The following is a 19179-nucleotide window of genomic DNA, read 5'->3' on the forward strand; positions in this document are numbered from 1 at the left end:
CTCCCTGGTGAATTAGTGGGTCACGTACTGGCTTTTCAACACATCGGTCATAATGTCGAGCGCTTCTTGCAATTGCTCATCGGTAATCACGAGCGGAGACAGGAAACGCAGCACGTTGCTGTGTACCCCTGCGGAAAGCACGATGACACCGGATTCGTAGCAACCTTTGGTCAGCCCGGCTACCAGTTCTTTTGCAGGCTGTTTGGTTTGTGGATCAATAAATTCTACCGCACACATGGCACCCAATCCGCGAATATCTGCAATGACAGGGAACTCTTTTTGCAGGGCTTCAAAATGCGACTTGATCGCCTTGCCGATCTCTCTGGCGCGTCCGGACAAGTCTTCGCGCTCCATTTTCTCAATTACAGCAAGTGCCGCTACGCAACCGAGCGGGCTGCCGCCATACGTGCCGCCAATTTCACCCGGATTCGGCGCATCCATGATTTCTGCGCGGCCTGTTACAGCGGAGATGGGCAAACCGGCTGCAAGCGATTTGGACATGGTAATGATATCAGGCTCGATTCCGAAATGAGTGGAAGCGAACATCGCCCCGGTCCGGCCAAAGCCTGTTTGGATTTCGTCGGAAATGAACAAGATATTGTGCTTTTTGCAAATTTGGAATACGCCTTGCACGAACGATACTGGCGGCACGATGAATCCGCCTTCGCCCTGGATCGGCTCCATGATGACGGCCGCTACTTCTTCCGGCGCGACTTCTGTCAGCAGGAAGTCTTCGAATTGGCGGACGCAAAATTGTGCGTACTCGTCTTCTGTCATGGACTCCGGTTTGTTCAGCGGGTACGGGAACTGAGCCTTGTAGGTAGCTGGCGCGAACGGCCCCATCTGGAATTTGTACGGCTTTACTTTGGACGTGAGCGACATGCCGAGCAAAGTACGTCCGTGGAATCCACGGCTAAAAGATATGATGCCAGGGCGTCCTGTGTATTTGCGCGCGATCTTCACCGCGTTTTCTACGGCTTCTGCGCCGCTGTTTGCAAACATCGTTTTCTTTTCAAAGCTGCCCGGCGTAATTTCAGCCAGTTTTTCTGCCAGCGCCACATACGGTTCGTACATGCCGACGTGGAAGCAAGGATGAATGTATTTGTCCATTTGCGCTTTTACCGCCTCGACCACTTCTTGCGGGCAGTGGCCCGCGTTGAGCGTTCCGATCGCTCCTGCCAGATCGATGTACGTGTTGCCGTCGACGTCTGTCACGAGCGCCCCGGACGCCGTCTCTACAAAAACCGGCGTGTTGTTGCCGATGCCTTTTGGCACGAACTGTTTTCTTTTTTCAATCAAAGCGGTCCCCTTCGGACCTGGAACACCAGCAGCTACATTGGCGAATTTGCGTTGTTTGGACATATCGTAATCTCTCCTTGTATGAGAATGATAACAGCTTAGGTGATGCTTTCGACTCCGATATGTAGCAATACCCGTGCCAAACGAGAAAGCCTGCTGTGGTGCGCGTTTTTTGCATAGCAGAAATCTCCGTTAATTCAAAAATGAATCGAAACCTGTAAATAGTTCGATTCATTTTTGAATTAAAAATTCATTTTTGAATTAACGGGGACGGATGTGGTATTTTTGCAGCTTGCGCACGACAGATGGCTGGCTGATTCCCAAAAACTCGGCCATCTCCGCTGTAGTCCGGCAACGCTCTGCCGCATGGCGCAGCCACTTTTCCTCGACTTGCTCCATCGCGTCCCGCAGCGACATTTTGGCAGCCGCAACACTCGGCTCCATTGCCGTCTGCTCCTCCCCTGCCGCCTTGATTTCCGCAGGCAAGTGCTGCGACGTAATTACTTCTTCATCTGCCGTTACCACCAGCCGCTCCAGCACGTTTTCCAGCTCCCGCACATTCCCCGGCCAATCGTAGTGCAGCAAAGCGTGAGTAGCTGCGGCGTCCAGCTTTTTGTTCATCCCGTATCGCTCGTTCAGCGAGCGCACGACCAGCTTGAGGAGCGCGGCGATATCTTCCGGGCGATTTCGCAAAGCAGGGACGTGGATCGGCACGACGTTCAGCCGGAAATACAAGTCCTGGCGAAACTTGCCCTCCTTCACCATCTTCTCCAGATCGCGATTGGTAGCAGCGATCAGGCGAAAATCGACATCGCGATACTGCATGCTGCCTACGCGCTGCAACCGTTTCTCCTGGATCACCTTCAACAGCTTGGCCTGCAAGGTCAGCGGCAGCTCCCCCAGCTCGTCCAACAACAGCGTGCCTTGGTTCGCCAGCTCGATAATTCCTTGTTTGCCTTGCTTGCCAGCGCCTGTAAAAGCTCCCGCTTCATAGCCGAAAAGCTCCGACTCCAACAGCCCTTCCGGAATCGAGCCGCAGTTGATCTCCACGAATTGCCCGGCGGATCGGCGGCTATGGCGGTGAATCTGGCTGGCAATGACGTTTTTTCCGACCCCGGACTCGCCGAGGATCAACACCGTAGAATCGACCATGGCGACCTTTTTGATGAGACGGTCAATGTCGCGCATCGGCTGGCTGACTGCGACGAAGCCTTCCTGATTTTTTTCGCGCAGCTCCTCAATCTCTGTTTCGAACTGCTTCAATTGCTCGGTCAGGCTCTCGTAGCGCCGTTTCAGCTCCATGATTTCTGTCAGGTCATGCGAATAGCTGATCACCGAATGCATGCTGCCGTCCTCGTTCCAGAGGGGATAGGCTGTGACCATCAGCTTTCTGCCGCCGGGAATTTCCTGCATCATCGTTTGCGGTGTTTTTGTGTCCATCACCTTGCGCGTCACAGACGGGGAAAATACTTTCTCTTTTTCCAGCTCGATCACATTTTTCCCCAGCAGTTGTTCTTTTCCGATTCCGTACATGTCATAGGAGGAATCACCGACCAGCTGAATGTAGCCCTCGGGGTCCGTAATCAGCAGGTGATCGCGGGACGTTTCCACGATTCCTTCCAGAACGCGGCTCATCCACTGCTGTCGGCTCTCATCTTTCTTCATTCGCCCGCCTCCTCTTGCGCCAGCCAAACTGGTGCCGCTTTCGTTCCCTCCATTATAGAAAATGCAGCTTGCCACGACAACGAAAGCTGCCCATACAGGCACTTTCGTCGCATAGCCAAAATCTTGGCAATATGTAAAAATACGCTAAGAAGCGCCAAATGGGTTAAGATTCCCAAAACGGAAAGGATGATTCGTTTGATCCCCGCAGTTGGAGATATTTACTGCGTTTTCGTAGAAAAGCTGCAAAAATATACAGCGTGCCAGGTGACTTCGTTCAAGGAGTCCGACTCCGGCAAATCCTCCAAGCTGATCAGCCTGCTCGAACTGGACTGGCTGAGCGACACGCTCCCTGATGAAGCGGAGTTGTTGACGATGAAGCCGCTATCCTGCGACTTTTATTTTTGGAACAACAACTTGCAGCACAGCTATGTCGAGGCTGCCGTACCGAAAGACTACATCAAGGCAGGGAATATCCCGCCGCTCCTTCCGGGAGAAACAAACAGCTACGGCACCTGGAATGTCGGCGGCAGCATCTACCGTCAATGGCAGTGGGAGCAAATTCCCGCAGAGAAGCGCCAACTGTTCAAGCAAGCCGCAAAGGATGACGCGCTCATCACCTTGGGAACCAGGAGCCTTCGCCGCTCCACCAATGTCGTTTGGGAAGACATGCTGGCCGAGCTTGATGATGTTTCCGAGCTGGAAAAACTCCCGTGCCTCACCAAAATCCATGCAGCAGAAGCATCAGCTTCCTTGCTGGCTTTTGTCAAAAACAATCCGTTTATAATTGAGCTTCACCTGGGCAAAACGCCGATGTCGTCCATCGACCTCAACGGCAGCCAGATTCGCAAGTTGTTTATACAAAATGCCCAAGGTCTGGAGAAGCTGACGCTCAACAAAGGGCTGACCAATTTGACGATAGGCAGCGACATCTCACCCGACTTGCACATAGAGGCGGACGAGGACGGCTATTGGTTGAGTGCTGGATTTACCTCATCTCCTCCAGACTTTCACGGATTGCCCCGTTTGGCAGGACTTCACCTGCATCAGGTGACGGAGCTGGACTTGCTGCCTATCGTCCAACGCTTTCCGGAATTGCAAGAAATGCGTCTGTGGGGAAAACCGGGAACGATCAGCAACCTCGACAGCATCAGTCAGTTGAGCAAGCTTGCTTCCTTTTCGACGTACGACATATTCGGCTTTTCAGCAGACCAGTTTCCGCCGCCGCAACAATTGCCAAAGCTCTCGACACTGTGGATGACCAGCTTGCCAGCAGATGCCGCCAAAAGCATCAAGACTGCCTACAAACAGGAGAGCAAACGCGGCCTGAATCTGTCCATCACGAAGCCGCGCAATCCGGAGTGGCTCGCAAACAATTTGACCAATCCGTTCCGCGATTGGGACGGCAGGGAGAATATTACGGCGGCACAAGCCAAAAAAGCGGCTGATCAGTACAAAAAGACTGCGACTGCCCTCACCGCCCTGCAAAAACAGGCCAGCGAGCTTCCGAAAGCGGCCGACCTCGAAGCTGCCTTGCTTGAGCTGGTTGCAGCGTACACTTTGGCCTTTAACAAAATGGATCGGCGCACAGGCTTTATCGAAACAGTCGAGCGGGAAGAAATTTATGTCGTGCTGCACGGCCTGCTAGATTCGACCAAGCAAAGCCTTGCCGCACAAGGACTCGCCATCGACCTCGCGCCTCTGTTCGAGCGCTTTGACCAATTGCGCGACTTTTAGAGCGCGGGCTTTTGTATGCACCACGTACTCATGCAGCGCTGCCCGGCTACATTTACCGTTTTGATCGGCTCCACAAAAATGCCCTGCAAGTCAGCTGTCGCTTGGAGCATCCGCTCTTCGTTTACGAGAAAACGCGTACTGCCATCCGGGAGCAAATACCGCTCATCGCCCAAATGCTGCACGGCATGCTCAATCCCGATCGAGGAAGCCAGACGCATGAAAAGTACGCCGCCTGGCGCAAGCACCCGCCACAGCTCTTGCAGCATCTGCCGGAAATGCTGATCATTTTCCGCAAAATGCAGGACAGCGTTGCTGATGACAAACTGGAACTGCTCGTCGGCAAAGCTCATGTTGTCAACCGCTTCTACGCGCGCACGATCTGCTGCCCAATCGCTCGCCGCCAGCTCCGTTGCGAGCTTGTGCACGCTTTCTACTGCCTGGGCGGACTGATCCACGGCGTAAACCTTATAGCCATTGCGCAAAAAGTAAACGAGGTTGCGCCCTGAGCCGCAGCCTGCGTCGAGAATGCGCATCTGCTTTTGTATCCGCCCTTTTAGCAACTGATCAAACAAATAAATGTCTATATTGCCAAACTGCTCGATTACTTCCATGCCCGATCCCTCCTGCGTTTTTGTATGCTACTTTACGATAAAAGACGGCTGCCATGCTTCGCCTCAACAGATCACAGGGACTGTTGAGGCTTTTTCGTTTGTCGGATTTGAAAGATTTCATATGCAACAGAGAGAGTTGACAACGCAAGATTACAAATGTAATCTATAATTGTCGATCGACTACAATTGTAATCCAAGGAGGACTGTCGTTAATGGATGATCATCCGCGAATTTCCGATGCCGAATGGGAGATTATGAAGGTCCTCTGGGCCAAATCCCCGGCTGCGGCATCTGAAGTGATTGCTGCCTTGCGCGACAACAAGACCTGGAAGGAAAAGACCATCAAGACATTGCTCAGCCGCCTTTTGCAAAAGGGCGTCATTTCGTTTGAACAAATCAATCGCGTCTATTATTACTCGCCTGTGCTCGGCGAAGAAGAATGCAAGCGAACCGAGCGGCAGTCTTTTTTGCAGCGCGTCTACGGGGGAGCGCTAAAGCCGATGCTCGTCCACTTTTTGCAGGAAGAGAAACTCTCAGCCAAGGAAATAGAAGAGTTGAAAAATATTTTGGCGGAGAAGGAGAAATAGCTCTGTGGAATGGCTAGTTTCGCTCCTGCACGCGACATTTTCCTGGGTTTCGCTCAACTCCCTGCAAGCAAGCTTTCTGGTGCTGGTGATTTTGCTGTTCAAGCTGATTTTGGGCGGATATTTGCCTGCCCGCTTTCACTATGGCGTCTGGTTTCTGCTGATCATCAAGCTGGCTGTTCCTTTGTCTCTCGCAAGTCCGCTCAGTCTCTTTAATTGGCTGCCAGCTGCCTTTTCCACACCCGTGCCCTATCCGTCCTCCCGAGCTGGAACCGCTGCTTTGCAAGTCGATGTTCCTCTTCAGCCGCCGCATTTTGTCGCGCATCCAGATACATATACATCCATGCCGGAAGAGGCACGTTTCTTTTGGTTCGGCCCGCTCTCTTTTTTGTGGCTGCTCGGGGTCATTGTTTTTGCTGTTGCGACAGCCTGGTCAGCCCGCAGCTTTTCGGCACGCAAATTGGACATGCAGCCAGTGCAAGACGTTGCGATTTTACAACTGTATGCGAGTTGCAAAAAGCAGCTAGATATCGCCGCTTCTATTCCGTTGTCGATCAGTAGCGCCGTGACAAGTCCTGCCTTGCTGGGGATTTGGCGGCCGCGGATTCTTTTGCCCGCGCTGTTTTTGGAAAAGCTCGATGCAGACGAATTGCGCCATATTTTCTTGCACGAGCTTTGTCACTACAAACGGCATGACATCGCTGTGAACGGCCTGGCACACGCGCTGCTGATTCTAAACTGGTTCAATCCGCTGATGTGGTACGCCGTTTTCCGCATGAGGCAAGATCAGGAGGTTGCTTGCGACGCCATGACCCTTGCTTGTTTGCGCGAATCGGAAGTGACAGCGTACGGCTACACCATGGTCAAAGCGCTGGAATTGTATGCGAACCCACAGCAAAGCGCCCTGACCGCCGGGTTTGCCAGTTCAAAAAAATACATCAAAAGGAGAATCCACATGATCCGTCGATTTCAAAGGACCACGTATACATGGGCCGCTTTCAGCATAAGCGCCATTATCGCTTTGGGCGCATTCACTTTGACAGGCGCCCAGGAAACATGGGGCAAAGAGCCGCTGTTCCACCTGCCTGTCGCGGGTGAGGTTGTAAGTGGCGGCGAGCAGTACGCCATTTCCATCATGAATAAAGAGGGCACTCCTGTCAAAGCGTCTGCCGCCGGAACTGTAATCAAAGCCGCTTATGATGCAAAATCGGGGAATCACGTTGTCGTTGCGCATGAAGACGGCTACCAAACCGTTTACGCGCATCTGGAAAAGCTGGAGGTCGAGCAAGGCGCACTCGTCGCCCAAGACCAGCTTATCGGGTTGCTGGGAAGCACAGGCCGCAGCACGGGGCCGCATCTTCTTTTCCAGATGACCAAAGATGGAGCGCCTGTTGATCCGTTGAAGTATTTGCCGCAACAAGCTGCTAACTGATAAAACATACGATGGAAGGCTCCGCCACGGTGTTGTGTGCGAAGCCTTTTTTCCTTTTAGGGCGGCGTTTTGCAGTTTGTGTCATCGGTACTTTAGGCGGGGCGAGGAAAGAGACGAATCGCTGTAGCTTCTTGGGATACCCTCTGTGGGCCTAGACTGCACGGTTCCGGGGAAAAAGCGAAACCGCGTCAAAAGCAGCGGACTCAGAGAAGCGGGGGCACGTTGACGCTTAAAACCGTGTTTCGCTTTTTCCTCGGAACCTCGGTCGGTATCCCAAAGAGCTTTCGCGGATTTCGTCTCTTTCCTCGTCAGGGGTTGGTTGTGGTCGGCGGGAGTTTCAAGGAAAAATGCCAATGCCAAAAAGCTTGCTCGGGCTGACGCTTTGTAGTTTGCTTCATCGGTACTTTAGGCGTGGCGAGGAAAGAGACGAATCGCTGTAGCTTCTTGGGATACCCCCTGTGGGTCTAGACTGCACGGCTCCGGGGAAAAAGCGAAACCGCGTCAAAAGCAGCGGACTCAGGGAAGCGGACGCACGTTGACGCTTAAAATCGTGTTTCGCTTTTTCCTCGGAACCTCGGTCGGTATCCCAAAGAGCTTTCGCGGATTTCGTCTCTTTCCTCGTCAGGGGCTGGTTGTGGTCGGCGCGGGTTTCAAAGGAAATGCCAATGCCAAAAAGCTTGTTTGAGCTGACGCTTTGTAGTCTGCGTGATCGGGGATTTCAAAAAAACACAGAAACATGAGCAAGAGTCTTCTTGAAGACGGTCGCTTCATACAACCCGTTCATGAAAAAACTTGTTCAATTTCTGCTCTGGATTTTCCCCCCTGATCAACCATCCAAAAGCGATGTCCGACCAAAGCCACACGTTGGCCGAGGAAACAGGAGAAACAAGCGAAAGGGCTTTGAGACTCCTTCCGAGGCGCAGGCGAAAAAGGAAAACACGCCTTTAAGCGGCAACGTGCGTCCGCTTCCTCGATCTCGCTGCTTTTGACGCGGTTTTCCTTTTTCGCCGGAGACGGGCAGTCCACGCTTCCCCGCGAGAGGCCCACGTCCCTGCCGCGGTTTCTCCTGTTTCCTCTCTCCACTACAGCTCCGCTCAACACCCGCACTAAAAATTTCCACCCCAGATCAATCTTTCAAAAAACCACGATCCGCCCAAAGCCTAACAGTCATCAATCCCAATCCCGCCAGCCAAAATACCGCCTGGCCAACTCTTTAAATCTAGCTTCGTCAACGCTCTCCTTCGTCACACGCCCATCGACCCACTCAGTAAACGTGGCATTCGTCAAAGTGATGTTTCCCGTAGGCGTCAACTGCGTAAGCAATGGGCTTTTGTTGAAAGGAGACTCCGCGTGATCAGCGATAATCGTCTGAATCTCGTCGCATTCGAATAGCCCGGCAATCGGCCTTTCGGGGTCGAAAGCATACCCGATTCTCCACTCCGTATCCTTGTGCTTCAACTTCATCTCCAGCACATGGCTCCCATACTCGCTGTCCGTTCTGCCTACACGAAACTCTCCATTAGCAGAAGTCACCGTCTCGCCGCTCAGCGGAACAGGCTTCAGCGGCAAGTTCCCGCCAAACCCCGTATCCACTAAATACTGCCGCCCTTGATGACGGAGCACAATCGTCAGATGCGTGCGGCCAATCGTTAAAAAGGCTCGTTCCGCAGGCTTATACACGACCCCTCTGGTCAAAACGGCATCAAAGCCGTTTTCCAGCAAAAAGAAATACAAAAGCGAGTTAAGCTCGTAGCACAGCCCGCCTTCCCGCTCCACCAATATTTTGCTCATCACATTTTCTTTGGTGATCGCTTTCGTTTGTTGCTCGATGACGCGCATATTTTCAAAAGGGATAGCCAGCGCTGCTTTTTTCCAGAACCAAGTCCAGCTTTTCAAAAGGAATCGTCTCAGTTTCTGGAATGCCAATTCGTTGCCGAAACAAAGTATCGAACTCACCCATTTTGTCGCCCTCCTATATGCCAGCTATATGCCCAGCAGTTTCAGCTTGCGGTACAGCGTGCGGATTCCGATTCCCAGCTCTTCCGCTACTTTCTGCTTTCCTTTCAGATCGGTTCCGTGCTTTTGCAAAGCAGCGCGGATCGCGTCCGCTTGCACATCAGCGACGCGCGCCTTGATCGCAGTCGTCGCAGCAGAGTAGCCAGTGACCAACCGACTGCGCAGCCGGGGCGGCAAGCTGCCTGGCGTGATGACGGAATCGCTCTCCATGTTCATCGCATATTCGATCGCGTTTTCCAGCTCTCTGACATTTCCCGGCCAGTCATACGCCTTGAGCACAGCCAACGTATCGGGGGAAAAGCCGAAAAAGCTGCGCCCCGTTTTCGTCACGCATTTTTGCAAAAAGGCATTCGCCAGCGGCTCGATATCCTCCCGCCTTTCAGCAAGCGGCGGAACGTGGAGCGGAATGACGTTCAGCCGATAGTAAAGATCGGCGCGAAATGCCTTGTTCGCCACCAGCTCCTCCAAATTCTGATTCGTGGCCGCGATGACGCGAACGTTGATCGGAAATGCTCTCGTTCCACCGACACGCTCCACCACCATTTCCTGCAATACGCGCAGCAGCTTCGCTTGCAAAGACAGCGGCATATCGCCAATCTCGTCGAGAAACAGCGTCCCGCCATCTGCCAACTCGAATCGTCCCGGCTTGCCGCCTTTTTTGGCCCCTGTAAAAGCTCCGTCCTCATAGCCAAACAGTTCGCTTTCAAACAAGCTCTCGGGAATGCTCGCACAGTTGATCGCTACAAACGGATAAAACGCCCTGTTGCCGGAATCATGGATCGCTTTTGCTAGATGCCCTTTTCCCGTTCCTGTTTCACCCGTGATCAGCACCGTAGAGCTGCTGTCCTTGATCTTCCTTGCGATGTCCTTGACCTCGCGAATCGCCTCGCTGCTGCCAACCAGATGATCCAAGCCCTCATCTCTCAGAGACAGTGAACGTCGCTGCCCCGCTTGCGGCAGCGCAGTCGCAGGAGACTCCCGCGGGACACGCAAAACCCCGCCGATCAGTTGATTGTCGACAACGATTGGCGTCGCCTCCGCCGAAGCATCGAGCTTGTCGACAAGACAGTTGGCGACTGGCAAATAGTGCGCCGCCATGCCTGACAAGGACGGTAGAAACATCCGCGAGATGTCGGCGGGAAGCAGCTCGTTTTGAGCCAAAAGCGTACGGGCGCTGGTGTTAGTATGGATGATATTGCCGCTGCGGTCAAAAGTCAGGTACGCGTCGTTCAGCGTATCAAGCGCCCCTTCCAGCAAAAGCTTTTCTTCATCGGCAGAGCTGGTTTGGGTAGCCGAATGAGTCTGGACGATCGTCGTAATCAACTCGCTTATTTCCAGCAAAATTTGCTGGTATTTCTCTGTATGCTTGGACAGGCGATGCTGCCCTTCTTTTGTAAAAGACGTGAGGGAAACAATCCCAATCGCCTGATCCGCAATCTTGATCGACGAGAGCAGCTCGACCTTTGCCGGACAACTGTCAAGAAAACGGCAGCCCTCGCACATTTCCATAAAACCCGGTTTGTCTACGAGAAACTGGCCTTTTGACAAGATGAACTGCAGCGAAGGGATATGCACATGGTTGCCCTTCTGTTTCAGATAGCGCTCTGTGCTGACCACCAGCAAACCACGTTCGTTGATGACGGCTGCATCGACGTTTAAAATGTCCGAAATGCCAGTGATCACTTTTTCGATAGCCGGCTTGTAGCGTTCCAGCGAAAGCATGCGCATCCCCCTTTGTTTCCTCTTCCTTTTAGTTTATTAAAAATTCAGATACCTTACAATCAAATTGCCTTTTGCCGTGTCAAAAATGGCAAATCGTTTGTCAATCGTGGCAAACAATACGTGTCTGCGCTTCTGGCGAAGAACGGCATAATCGCCATTTCTGGCATCAGAACTCGGAAAATCGTTGCCAAAAAAATATTGGCACAGAGCTTGCAACATGTAAGATCACAAAAGCAAAAGAAATGAAACAGCCAGGGAGGATCGATCAACCTTGCCAAACGTTAACGATATTTTTCAACTGGATGGAAAAATTGCCTTGGTCACAGGCGGCGCTTCCGGCATCGGCCTTGCCACTGCAAAGCGTCTCGCTCAATTCGGCGTCAAGGTCATGCTGCTCGACATCAATCAGGAGCTTGGAGAAAAAGCCGCAGGCGAGATTAACGAGTCTGGCGGGTTCGCCCAGTTTTTTATGTGCAACGTCGTTTCCCAAGCTGATTGTCAGCGAGTGGCCGAGTCGGTGGAGCAAGCTTTTGGCCGCATCGATATTTTGTTCAACAACGCTGGCGTCATCCGGCGCAAAACGGTCGTCGAGCTGGCGGAAGACGAGTGGGATCTCGTCATCGATGTATCGCTCAAAGGGGCGTACAACCTGTCCAAGTTCGTCATTCCAATCATGGCGAAAAACGGCGGCGGCAGCATTATCAACACAGGCTCCGGCTGGGGCATCAAAGGCGGCGACAAGGCAGCAGCCTACTGCGCAGCCAAAGCAGGCATCGTCAACCTGACAAGGGCAATGGCAATCGATCACGGCCCGGAGAACATTCGCGTCAACTGCGTTTCGCCTGGCGATACGGACACGCCACTGCTGCGGGAAGAAGCTCGCCAGCTGAATAAGGAAGAAGGGGCTTTCCTCATCTCCTCCGCGCAGGGCCGACCTTTGGAGCGTCTTGGCACGCCAAAAGATATCGCCAACGCCGTCCTGTTTTTTGCCAGTGACCTCTCGACTTGGGTGACAGGCTCCGTGTTGGTCGTAGATGGCGGCGGACTGGCCTAGAAGCGGCTTTCCGTTCTTACATTCTTACATGACATGACAGAAAAGTATGAAAAAATGGAGGGACACATACATGAGCGCCAAACCTTTTGCACATCCGTACATCCCGAACTCAGCGCCCGCTGTCAAAGAGCAGATGCTGAAGGAAATCGGGCTGGGCAGCATTGAGGAGATTTTTGCTGACATTCCGCAGGAGCTGCGCCTGAAAGAAAAAATGAACATTCCCCCTGCTTTGACCGAATACGAGCTGGAGCGACACGTCAACCAGCTCATGAACAAAAACATTACGACGAAAGAATACATCAGCTTTCTCGGGGCTGGCTGCTGGCCTCACTTCATTCCGGCTGTGTGCGACGAAATCAACTCGCGCGCCGAGTTTCTGACCGCTTATGCAGGTGAGCCATACGAGGACAAAGGACGTTTTCAAGCCCTGTTTGAATACCAGAGCCTGGTTGCCGAGTTGGTCGACATGGATGTCGTCAACGTTCCGACCTTTGACTGGGCACAGGCTGCTTCTACTGCGCTGCGCATGGCAGCGCGCATTACGAAGCGCACCGAGCTGTTGCTCCCGAAAAACATCCATCCCGACAAGCTGCTGATCATCCGAAACTACACCTCCCCTGATCTGACGCTTACACTGGTGGACTTCACGGAAGATACCGGAGCTATCGATCTGGCAGACTTGCAGGCGAAGCTTGGCCCTAACACTGCCGCTGTCTATTTTGAAAATCCGTCCTTCCTCGGCTCGCTGGAAACGAACGGACAATTGATTGCAGACCTCGCCCACGCTGCCGGGGCCTTGTGTGTCGTCGGTGTCGACCCAAGCTCGCTCGGTGTCATGGAAGCGCCCGCCAACTACGGAGCGGATATCGTGTGCGGCGATTTGCAACCACTCGGTGTCCACATGCATTACGGCGGCGGTCAATCCGGGTTTATCGCGACGCACGACGATCCAACCTTCGTCATGGAATACCCTTCCCGCCTGTTCGGCATCGCGCCGACAGAAGTCGAAGGCGAGTATGGCTTCGGGGATGTGGCGTACGACCGCACCTCTTTTGCCAAACGGGAAAAAGGCAAGGAATCTGTCGGTACGCAAACCGCGCTGTGGGGAATTACCGCAGGCGTGTATTTAGCGACCATGGGGCCGGACGGCATGGAAGAGCTTGGACAGGGCATCATGCAACGCTCCCAGTACGGCGCGAAGCAGCTCGCCTCCTTGCCTGGCGTCGAGCTGAAGTTTTCCGGCCCGTTTTTCAAAGAATTTGTCATCGACTTTTCGCAAACAGGCAAAACGGTCAAGGAGATCAACGCGGCTCTGCTCTCTCGCGGCATTTTCGGCGGCGTCGACCTGACCGCGCACGATCCGCAGCTTGAGCAATGCGCCCTTTTCTGCGTGACAGAAGTCCATTCCAAAGAAGAGATCGACGCGCTCGCTACTGCGCTTGCAAGCATCGTGTAAACAGGAAAAGGAGGAGATCAACGATGAAAACATCCGAAGGAACGATCGGGAAAATGAAGCGGATTCCCCGCGATCACAAAGTCAGACGCTTCCACCAGGCCAAGTGGGATGAGCCTGTCATTTTTGAACTGAGCCAGCCCGGCGAGCGAGGAGTCGAGGTTCCCCCCGTCGAGCAGGAGATTGTCGCATCTGTCGGAGACGGTGTGTCTCAGCTTCCAGACAGTCTGCGCCGCAAAAAGCGCCCCAATCTCCCGCAAATCAGCCAGTTCCGTGTGATTCGCCACTATTCCCGCCTGTCGCAGGAGGTGCTCGGCGCGGACTTTAACGTCGAGATCGGCCAAGGCACATGCACGATGAAATACTCGCCGAAAATCAACGAGCGCTTCGCCCGCTCGCCCAAAATGGCGGAGCTGCACCCGCTGCAAGACGAGTCCACCGTTCAGGGCATGCTGGAAATCACCTACAAGCTCGACCTGTTTTTGCGCGAAGTATCCGGCATGGACAAATTCTCCTTCCAGCCGGGCAGCGGCACGCAGGCACTACTTACGCAAGCCTCTATCGTCCGCAAATACCACGAATCCCGCGGCGAAGGCGAGCTGCGCAACGAGTTTTTGACAACGCACTTTTCGCACCCTTCGCAAGCCGCAACCGCCGCAGTCAAAGGCTTCAAAATCATTTACGTGCCTGCCGACGAAAACGGCTACCCTGATCTGGAGGCGCTGAAAGGGCTTGTGTCGGAACGGACGGCTGCTTTTGCCGTAGCCAATCCGGAAGACACTGGCATCTACAACTCCCGCATCAAGGAATTTACCGACGTGGTTCACGCCGCAGGAGGGCTTTGCTGCTACGACCAGGCAAACGCCAACGGTTTGCTCGGCATTACCCGCGCCTTGGAAGCTGGCTTCGACATGTGCTTCTTCAACCTGCACAAAACCTTTTCCATCCCCCATGCCTGCGGCGGCCCTGCGACTGGAGCCATCGGCGTGACGGAAAAGCTGGAGGAGTTCCTGCCGGGTCCGCTCGTCGACTTCGACGGAGAGCGTTATTACTACAAGCGTGAGCTGAAAAACAGCATCGGCAAAGTCCGCAGCTTCTACGGCGTGCCGCCGGCTGTCCTGCGCGCCTACGCCTGGATTCGGGCGCTCGGAGCGGAAGGGCTGGAAGAAGCAGCGAAAATCGCCTGCCTCAACAACAATTACTTGTACCACAAAATTTTGCAGATTCGCGGCGCCAGTGCCCCGTATATCAAGGGCCGCCGCCTGGAACAGGTTCGCTACAGCTGGCAGAAGCTCACCGAAGACACGGGCGTCACGACTTACGATGTCCAGCGGCGCATGGCTGACTTCGCCCACCATTACTGGACCAGCCATCACCCTTATATCGTGCCGGAGCCGTTCACGCTGGAACCGACCGAGTCGTATTCCAAAGCCGAGCTGGACGAATACATCGCAGCCTTGACCCACATCTCCCAGGAAGCATACGAAAATCCGGAAATCGTCCAAACCGCCCCCCACAACAGCACAGGCCACCGCGTCATCGAATCGGTGCTGGACGATCCCGAACAGTGGGCCATTACATGGAGAGCCTATTTGAAAAAAACGGATAAGGAATAGGGCGTTCTGCGCCCTGATTTCTTCATGGTGTTCCAGCAGGACTCTTAGCTCGTATTGTTTTGTTAGACAAAACAACCAGTGTGATTCCACGAAAGGAATCACACTGGTTGTTTCTTACCCAAGGTTTTTTCTGTATGTATCCTTTTATCTTTTTTCATACTCACATATAACGGATAGTTGCTTTGTATGAAACGATTCAGCAATTCCGTATTGAATAAGGCAAGAAAAATACTCTCTACATAATGCAAACAACTTATCTATCCATTCTTTCTCTGGCAATTCAGCCTGTACAATCGTATTTCCGTCTTTTACAGCTGTTAACAACAGTTTGTTTTCACCCGTTTGTCTCAGACCGATTGTAATTACGCCAAGACCGTAAATGTCTTCGCTAATTGTTTTTTTGGCACTCAAGTAGTAATCCTCAACCACGGCAATCAATTGCGTTAGCAGCCTGACATCACAAAAACGGAAATCAGATACTGACTTACCTTGATACGTGATCAAAAGTGCCTCTAAAAAATTGCTATCGCTTGGATCTATGGCTCTCTGAATTCCACTTTTGTTCTGAATAGAGAAAAAGGAAGTGTTTGCTTCTCTTTCGATAAAGCGAAAATCGATGTCATCTGAAGGTACAGCAATATGTAACCTCATATCAACCATACGAATGGGAACTCCTTATCTCGTTACGTTTTTTCCTTATACTCCGCTTTACCCGCCGCTCCCCTGCCCGCCAATCGCAACCACGCTCCAGTTCGCATTGACAGTCGCCTTGACCACTTTTCGTTCCAGCAAGTACGTCGCCAGCAGTTCCGCGATCTCGATCGCCAGCTCGCGAACGACTGGCTTGTGCTGGAACATCGTGTAGTTGCCGCCCCCACCCGCACGGTAATGATTCATGACGACCTCGTACTCGGCAGCCATCTCAAGCGGCTTGTGCTCTTGCGTCAAAAATTCGATTCGCTGTCCCAGCGGCTTTGCGACATTGATCCGGTATTCGATGCCTTCCCACATGTCATAGTTGTAGTGTTGCGGCTTTGGTGCGAGAAAGCGCGGGCTGACGACGATTTCTCCCGTCTCGTTCAGATCAAAGTAGCCTGCCGTCTGCTCCAATGCATCCTTGATATCCTGTCCGGTCACACGCAATACTTTTAGCGTATTCGGATAAATGTAGTTGCTGACGATATCGCGCATGGTCACGTTTTCCGCAAATCCGGCTGCGGCATTGTCAAACAGCGCCGTACTCGAAATCGCGGCCCCTGACATCTCGATCTGCACCCGATTGATAAACTCGATGAACGGATGCTCCTGCAATCTCGCCGCCAGCGGATCAGTTATGCGCATATTGCCTTCAATTCGACCGATTGGCTGATCCAGCCATTGCTGCGTCTCTGCCTCGTAATCCGCTGCCAGCTCCAGCAGGGACGCATCTGGCTGCACGCCCTCTGCCGACAGCAGACTGACCTGTTTTTGCCTAATCTCCCATCGCGACTCCTTTGCCCGCAAATTCAGGACGACTTTTCCCGCCATCCGTCCTTCGTGCCCCGGCTGCACGATCGCGACACCGTGAACAGTGGAAGCGAGCATCCGATGCTGATGTCCCGTCAGCAAAACATCGATGCCCTCGACAGATGCGCACAGCTCGTATCCTTGATTCTCCGTAGTGAGCGGTTCGGTCGGTTCCCCTGTCTCGGCATCCCGTTCCAACCCGCCGTGATAGGCGACCACAACAACGTCGACCGCTTCTTCTTCGCGCAAAAAGCGCACCCAGTAGCGGGCCGTTTCGACCGGATCGCGAAACTGAATGCCAGCAATATGCGCCGGATTTTCCCAATGCGGGATATAAGAAGTAGTCAGGCCGATTATGCCTACTGCAAGTCCGTTTGCAAAGCGCTTGACTGTGTACGCTCGGCCAAAAAAGGGCTTTCCGTCCGCATCGGTCAAATTCGCGCACAGCCAGGGGAAGCGGCTTTCGCTCATCGCCTTTTGCAAAAACGGCAACCCGTAATTAAACTCATGGTTTCCCGGTATAGCGGCATCATAGCCCAATTCGTTCAGACAGAGAATCATCGGGTTCGGCTGCTCGTGGCTGATGCGGGCATGGTGATAGGCAAGCGGCGTACCTTGGATCAGGTCGCCACAGTCGATGACAAGCAACTGATCCGCCCGCTGTTTCTCTTCCCTGATTCGGGCTGCCAGTTTGGCCAATCCCAGCTCTTTTGGCTCATGATTGGCATAAGAATGCGGGAAAATGCTCCCGTGCAAATCACTCGTTTGCAAAATCGTCAAGGTGCATTCCTGATCAGGTGCCAGCATGTTGATTCACTCCGTTCTCTCTCGCGCTTCTTCCCCTATCATAGCGGATTCGCCTGCTGAAAAACCGCTTTTCACAAGAGCTTTACGGTAATTTGACAATCGTCCCAACCATGTTTGATCTGATCAAATTTGTTCATCCATGCCCTGCTCTTCAACCTTTTTGTCGCTCCGGTCAGGCGGGCGGTGCAAGCTTCTTTGCAGTCGCTGCTCAATGATTCGCGGCTGCTCCGTCTTCAACAAGTGGACGATGTAAAACAAGGTGCCTATAATAACGCAAAATCCAGAAAACAGCCGCCCTGTTCACAGACGACTGTTGTCTCATACCAGCTTGGTTAGATCACTTTTTTCACCGTGAAAAAGAACGGAATCAACACTTTCGATTGCGGGAACTCGAAGCCGAGCTGCCACGCGCCTACACCGCGCAGACGGTACTCGTAAACCAGCCTGTATTTTTCAGCGCGGCCGCGCACGTTTTCGAACCAGACAATGTGCTTCCTCCCATTTTCATCCCAGTACGTAAAATGCGGCTGCTGGTACTCGGCAGAAAACTGGATCGGCACCGTGTAGCGCATCGATAGCTGGACAGCATCGGCTACTCTCACAGGCTGCGCGCTCACGACGTTGTCTCCCTGCATCATCCAGTTGTAGCCGTAACGCGCGACTCCCAAAATGATTTTTTTCCGGTTCATCTGGGAAATGGCGTACTCGATCGTGCGGCGCACTTCCCCAATCGGGGCGACTGGGCCAGGCTCGCTTCCTGCTTCATGGTAGTCATACGTCATGAGAAAAACGAAGTCCACTGCCGCGCCGATCCCTTTGTAGTCGTAGCCTTTCAGCCACTCGACTTCATCGTTTGTCTTCGCAGGCAGCGCGACCGAAAGAAAGTAACCGTGCGGCTTCAACCGCTGCCGCAAAGCGCGCAGGAAGTTCGTATACAAATCGCGTTCCTGCGGGCGAACCAGCTCGAAGTCAATGTTTACGCCCGCGTAATTTTTCGTCCGCACCAGTGTGTAAATGTTGTCGATCAGACGTTGGGTCTGCTCGCGACTGTTCAGGATTTGCCGAACCAGCTCTGCATTGAAGCCCGTTGCCGTCAGATTGGTAATGACGGCCAGCGGCGCAACACGATGCCGTCTGCTGGCACGAATGACAGCCGCATCGTCCAGCTGGCTAAGAGCACCCCCAGGCAAAAGATGGTGCTCGAAAATGCCGTAATACGTGTTGTTCGCGGCTGAATTGACGATGATTTTCTCGTCATTTTCCGGTGTCGTCAGCAGCAAATAACTGAAGTTTTCCACTGGATACTTGGCTCTGGTTGGCAGTCTGAGCCTTTTGCCGGGAGTAAGCGCGTACGAAGTCAGTCCGTTCGCTTCCTGCAACGCCTTTGGAGTCACAAAACTCATCTGGGCGATGGCATACAGCGAATCGCCTGGCTGGACGATGTATGTTTTTGTCGGGATAACCAAATCCTGCCCGGGCACGAGCGTCGTTACTGTCAAACCGTTGGTCGATTGCAAGACCGCCATCGGAACCTCGAATTTCGCGGCGACAGAATAGAGAGAATCACCCGGTTTTACTGTGTAGATGAACATGTAGACGCTCCTTTTTGCCATTTCATACGATGTACATTTATATGAGGCAGGCGATCAAAAGGAGCTTGCACCCATTGCGATCCGACGT

13 protein-coding genes and 1 pseudogene are annotated in these 19179 nt (G+C 53.2%); 6 read left to right on the top strand and 8 right to left on the bottom strand.

The features are described from left to right. Nucleotides 1-12 precede the first annotated feature (12 nt). Nucleotides 13-1362: a 4-aminobutyrate--2-oxoglutarate transaminase gene (gene gabT / locus HP435_RS27850; RefSeq protein WP_122962358.1), complete on the bottom strand. Its 1350-nt coding sequence runs from the start codon at nucleotides 1360-1362 to the stop codon at nucleotides 13-15. A 198-nt stretch (nucleotides 1363-1560) separates the two neighbouring features. Next, entirely contained in the window at nucleotides 1561-2964 is a 1404-nt protein-coding gene (locus HP435_RS27855; protein WP_173598967.1) for a sigma-54 interaction domain-containing protein, read from the bottom strand. A 186-nt stretch (nucleotides 2965-3150) separates the two neighbouring features. Here HP435_RS27855 and HP435_RS27860 point away from each other — a divergent pair, with 186 nt between their 5' ends. Then, nucleotides 3151-4698, top strand: coding sequence for a hypothetical protein (locus HP435_RS27860; RefSeq protein WP_229049775.1), 1548 nt, complete (start codon nucleotides 3151-3153; stop codon nucleotides 4696-4698). On the opposite strand, the gene HP435_RS27865 is transcribed toward HP435_RS27860, so the two are convergent. Further along, nucleotides 4695-5309, bottom strand: coding sequence for a class I SAM-dependent methyltransferase (locus HP435_RS27865; protein ID WP_173598965.1), 615 nt, complete (start codon nucleotides 5307-5309; stop codon nucleotides 4695-4697). The two genes, HP435_RS27860 and HP435_RS27865, sit on opposite strands and share 4 nt — an antisense overlap. Before the next feature lie 212 nt (nucleotides 5310-5521). On the opposite strand from HP435_RS27865, the gene HP435_RS27870 reads away from it, so the two are divergent. Next, a complete protein-coding gene (locus HP435_RS27870; protein ID WP_173598964.1) occupies nucleotides 5522-5896 on the top strand; it encodes a BlaI/MecI/CopY family transcriptional regulator in 375 nt (124 codons plus the stop codon). A 4-nt stretch (nucleotides 5897-5900) separates the two neighbouring features. Next, nucleotides 5901-7325: a M56 family metallopeptidase gene (locus HP435_RS27875; protein WP_173598963.1), complete on the top strand. Its 1425-nt coding sequence runs from the start codon at nucleotides 5901-5903 to the stop codon at nucleotides 7323-7325. Between the two features lie 1170 nt (nucleotides 7326-8495). Here HP435_RS27875 and HP435_RS27880 read toward each other — a convergent pair. Beyond that, nucleotides 8496-9285, bottom strand: a pseudogene (locus tag HP435_RS27880) (arylamine N-acetyltransferase). Between the two features lie 23 nt (nucleotides 9286-9308). Continuing rightward, nucleotides 9309-11063: a sigma-54 interaction domain-containing protein gene (locus HP435_RS27885; RefSeq protein ID WP_173598962.1), complete on the bottom strand. Its 1755-nt coding sequence runs from the start codon at nucleotides 11061-11063 to the stop codon at nucleotides 9309-9311. A gap of 271 nt (nucleotides 11064-11334) precedes the next feature. Between HP435_RS27885 and HP435_RS27890 the strand changes: the two genes are divergently transcribed. The 3 genes from HP435_RS27890 to gcvPB all read left to right on the top strand — a co-directional run bounded on the left by HP435_RS27890 (nucleotide 11335) and on the right by gcvPB (nucleotide 15186). Next, a complete protein-coding gene (locus HP435_RS27890; protein WP_173598961.1) occupies nucleotides 11335-12117 on the top strand; it encodes an SDR family NAD(P)-dependent oxidoreductase in 783 nt (260 codons plus the stop codon). A 70-nt stretch (nucleotides 12118-12187) separates the two neighbouring features. Next, nucleotides 12188-13573: an aminomethyl-transferring glycine dehydrogenase subunit GcvPA gene (gcvPA, locus tag HP435_RS27895; protein WP_173598960.1), complete on the top strand. Its 1386-nt coding sequence runs from the start codon at nucleotides 12188-12190 to the stop codon at nucleotides 13571-13573. A 23-nt stretch (nucleotides 13574-13596) separates the two neighbouring features. Beyond that, nucleotides 13597-15186, top strand: coding sequence for an aminomethyl-transferring glycine dehydrogenase subunit GcvPB (gcvPB, locus tag HP435_RS27900; RefSeq protein ID WP_173598959.1), 1590 nt, complete (start codon nucleotides 13597-13599; stop codon nucleotides 15184-15186). Nucleotides 15187-15330: 144 nt separating this feature from the next. Here the strand turns inward: gcvPB and HP435_RS27905 are convergent, their stop codons facing one another. The 3 genes from HP435_RS27905 to HP435_RS27915 all read right to left on the bottom strand — a co-directional run bounded on the left by HP435_RS27905 (nucleotide 15331) and on the right by HP435_RS27915 (nucleotide 19091). Then, complete coding sequence (locus HP435_RS27905) at nucleotides 15331-15846, bottom strand: hypothetical protein (protein WP_173598958.1); 516 nt, start codon at nucleotides 15844-15846, stop codon at nucleotides 15331-15333. Between the two features lie 48 nt (nucleotides 15847-15894). Further along, entirely contained in the window at nucleotides 15895-17499 is a 1605-nt protein-coding gene (locus HP435_RS27910) for a bifunctional metallophosphatase/5'-nucleotidase (RefSeq protein WP_173598957.1), read from the bottom strand. Nucleotides 17500-17831: 332 nt separating this feature from the next. Continuing rightward, a complete protein-coding gene (locus HP435_RS27915) occupies nucleotides 17832-19091 on the bottom strand; it encodes a glycoside hydrolase family 18 protein (RefSeq protein ID WP_173598956.1) in 1260 nt (419 codons plus the stop codon). Nucleotides 19092-19179 lie beyond the last annotated feature (88 nt).

Origin of the sequence: Brevibacillus sp. HD3.3A, assembly GCF_013284375.2 — a bacterium.
Taxonomy (GTDB): Bacteria; Bacillota; Bacilli; order Brevibacillales; family Brevibacillaceae; genus Brevibacillus; species Brevibacillus parabrevis.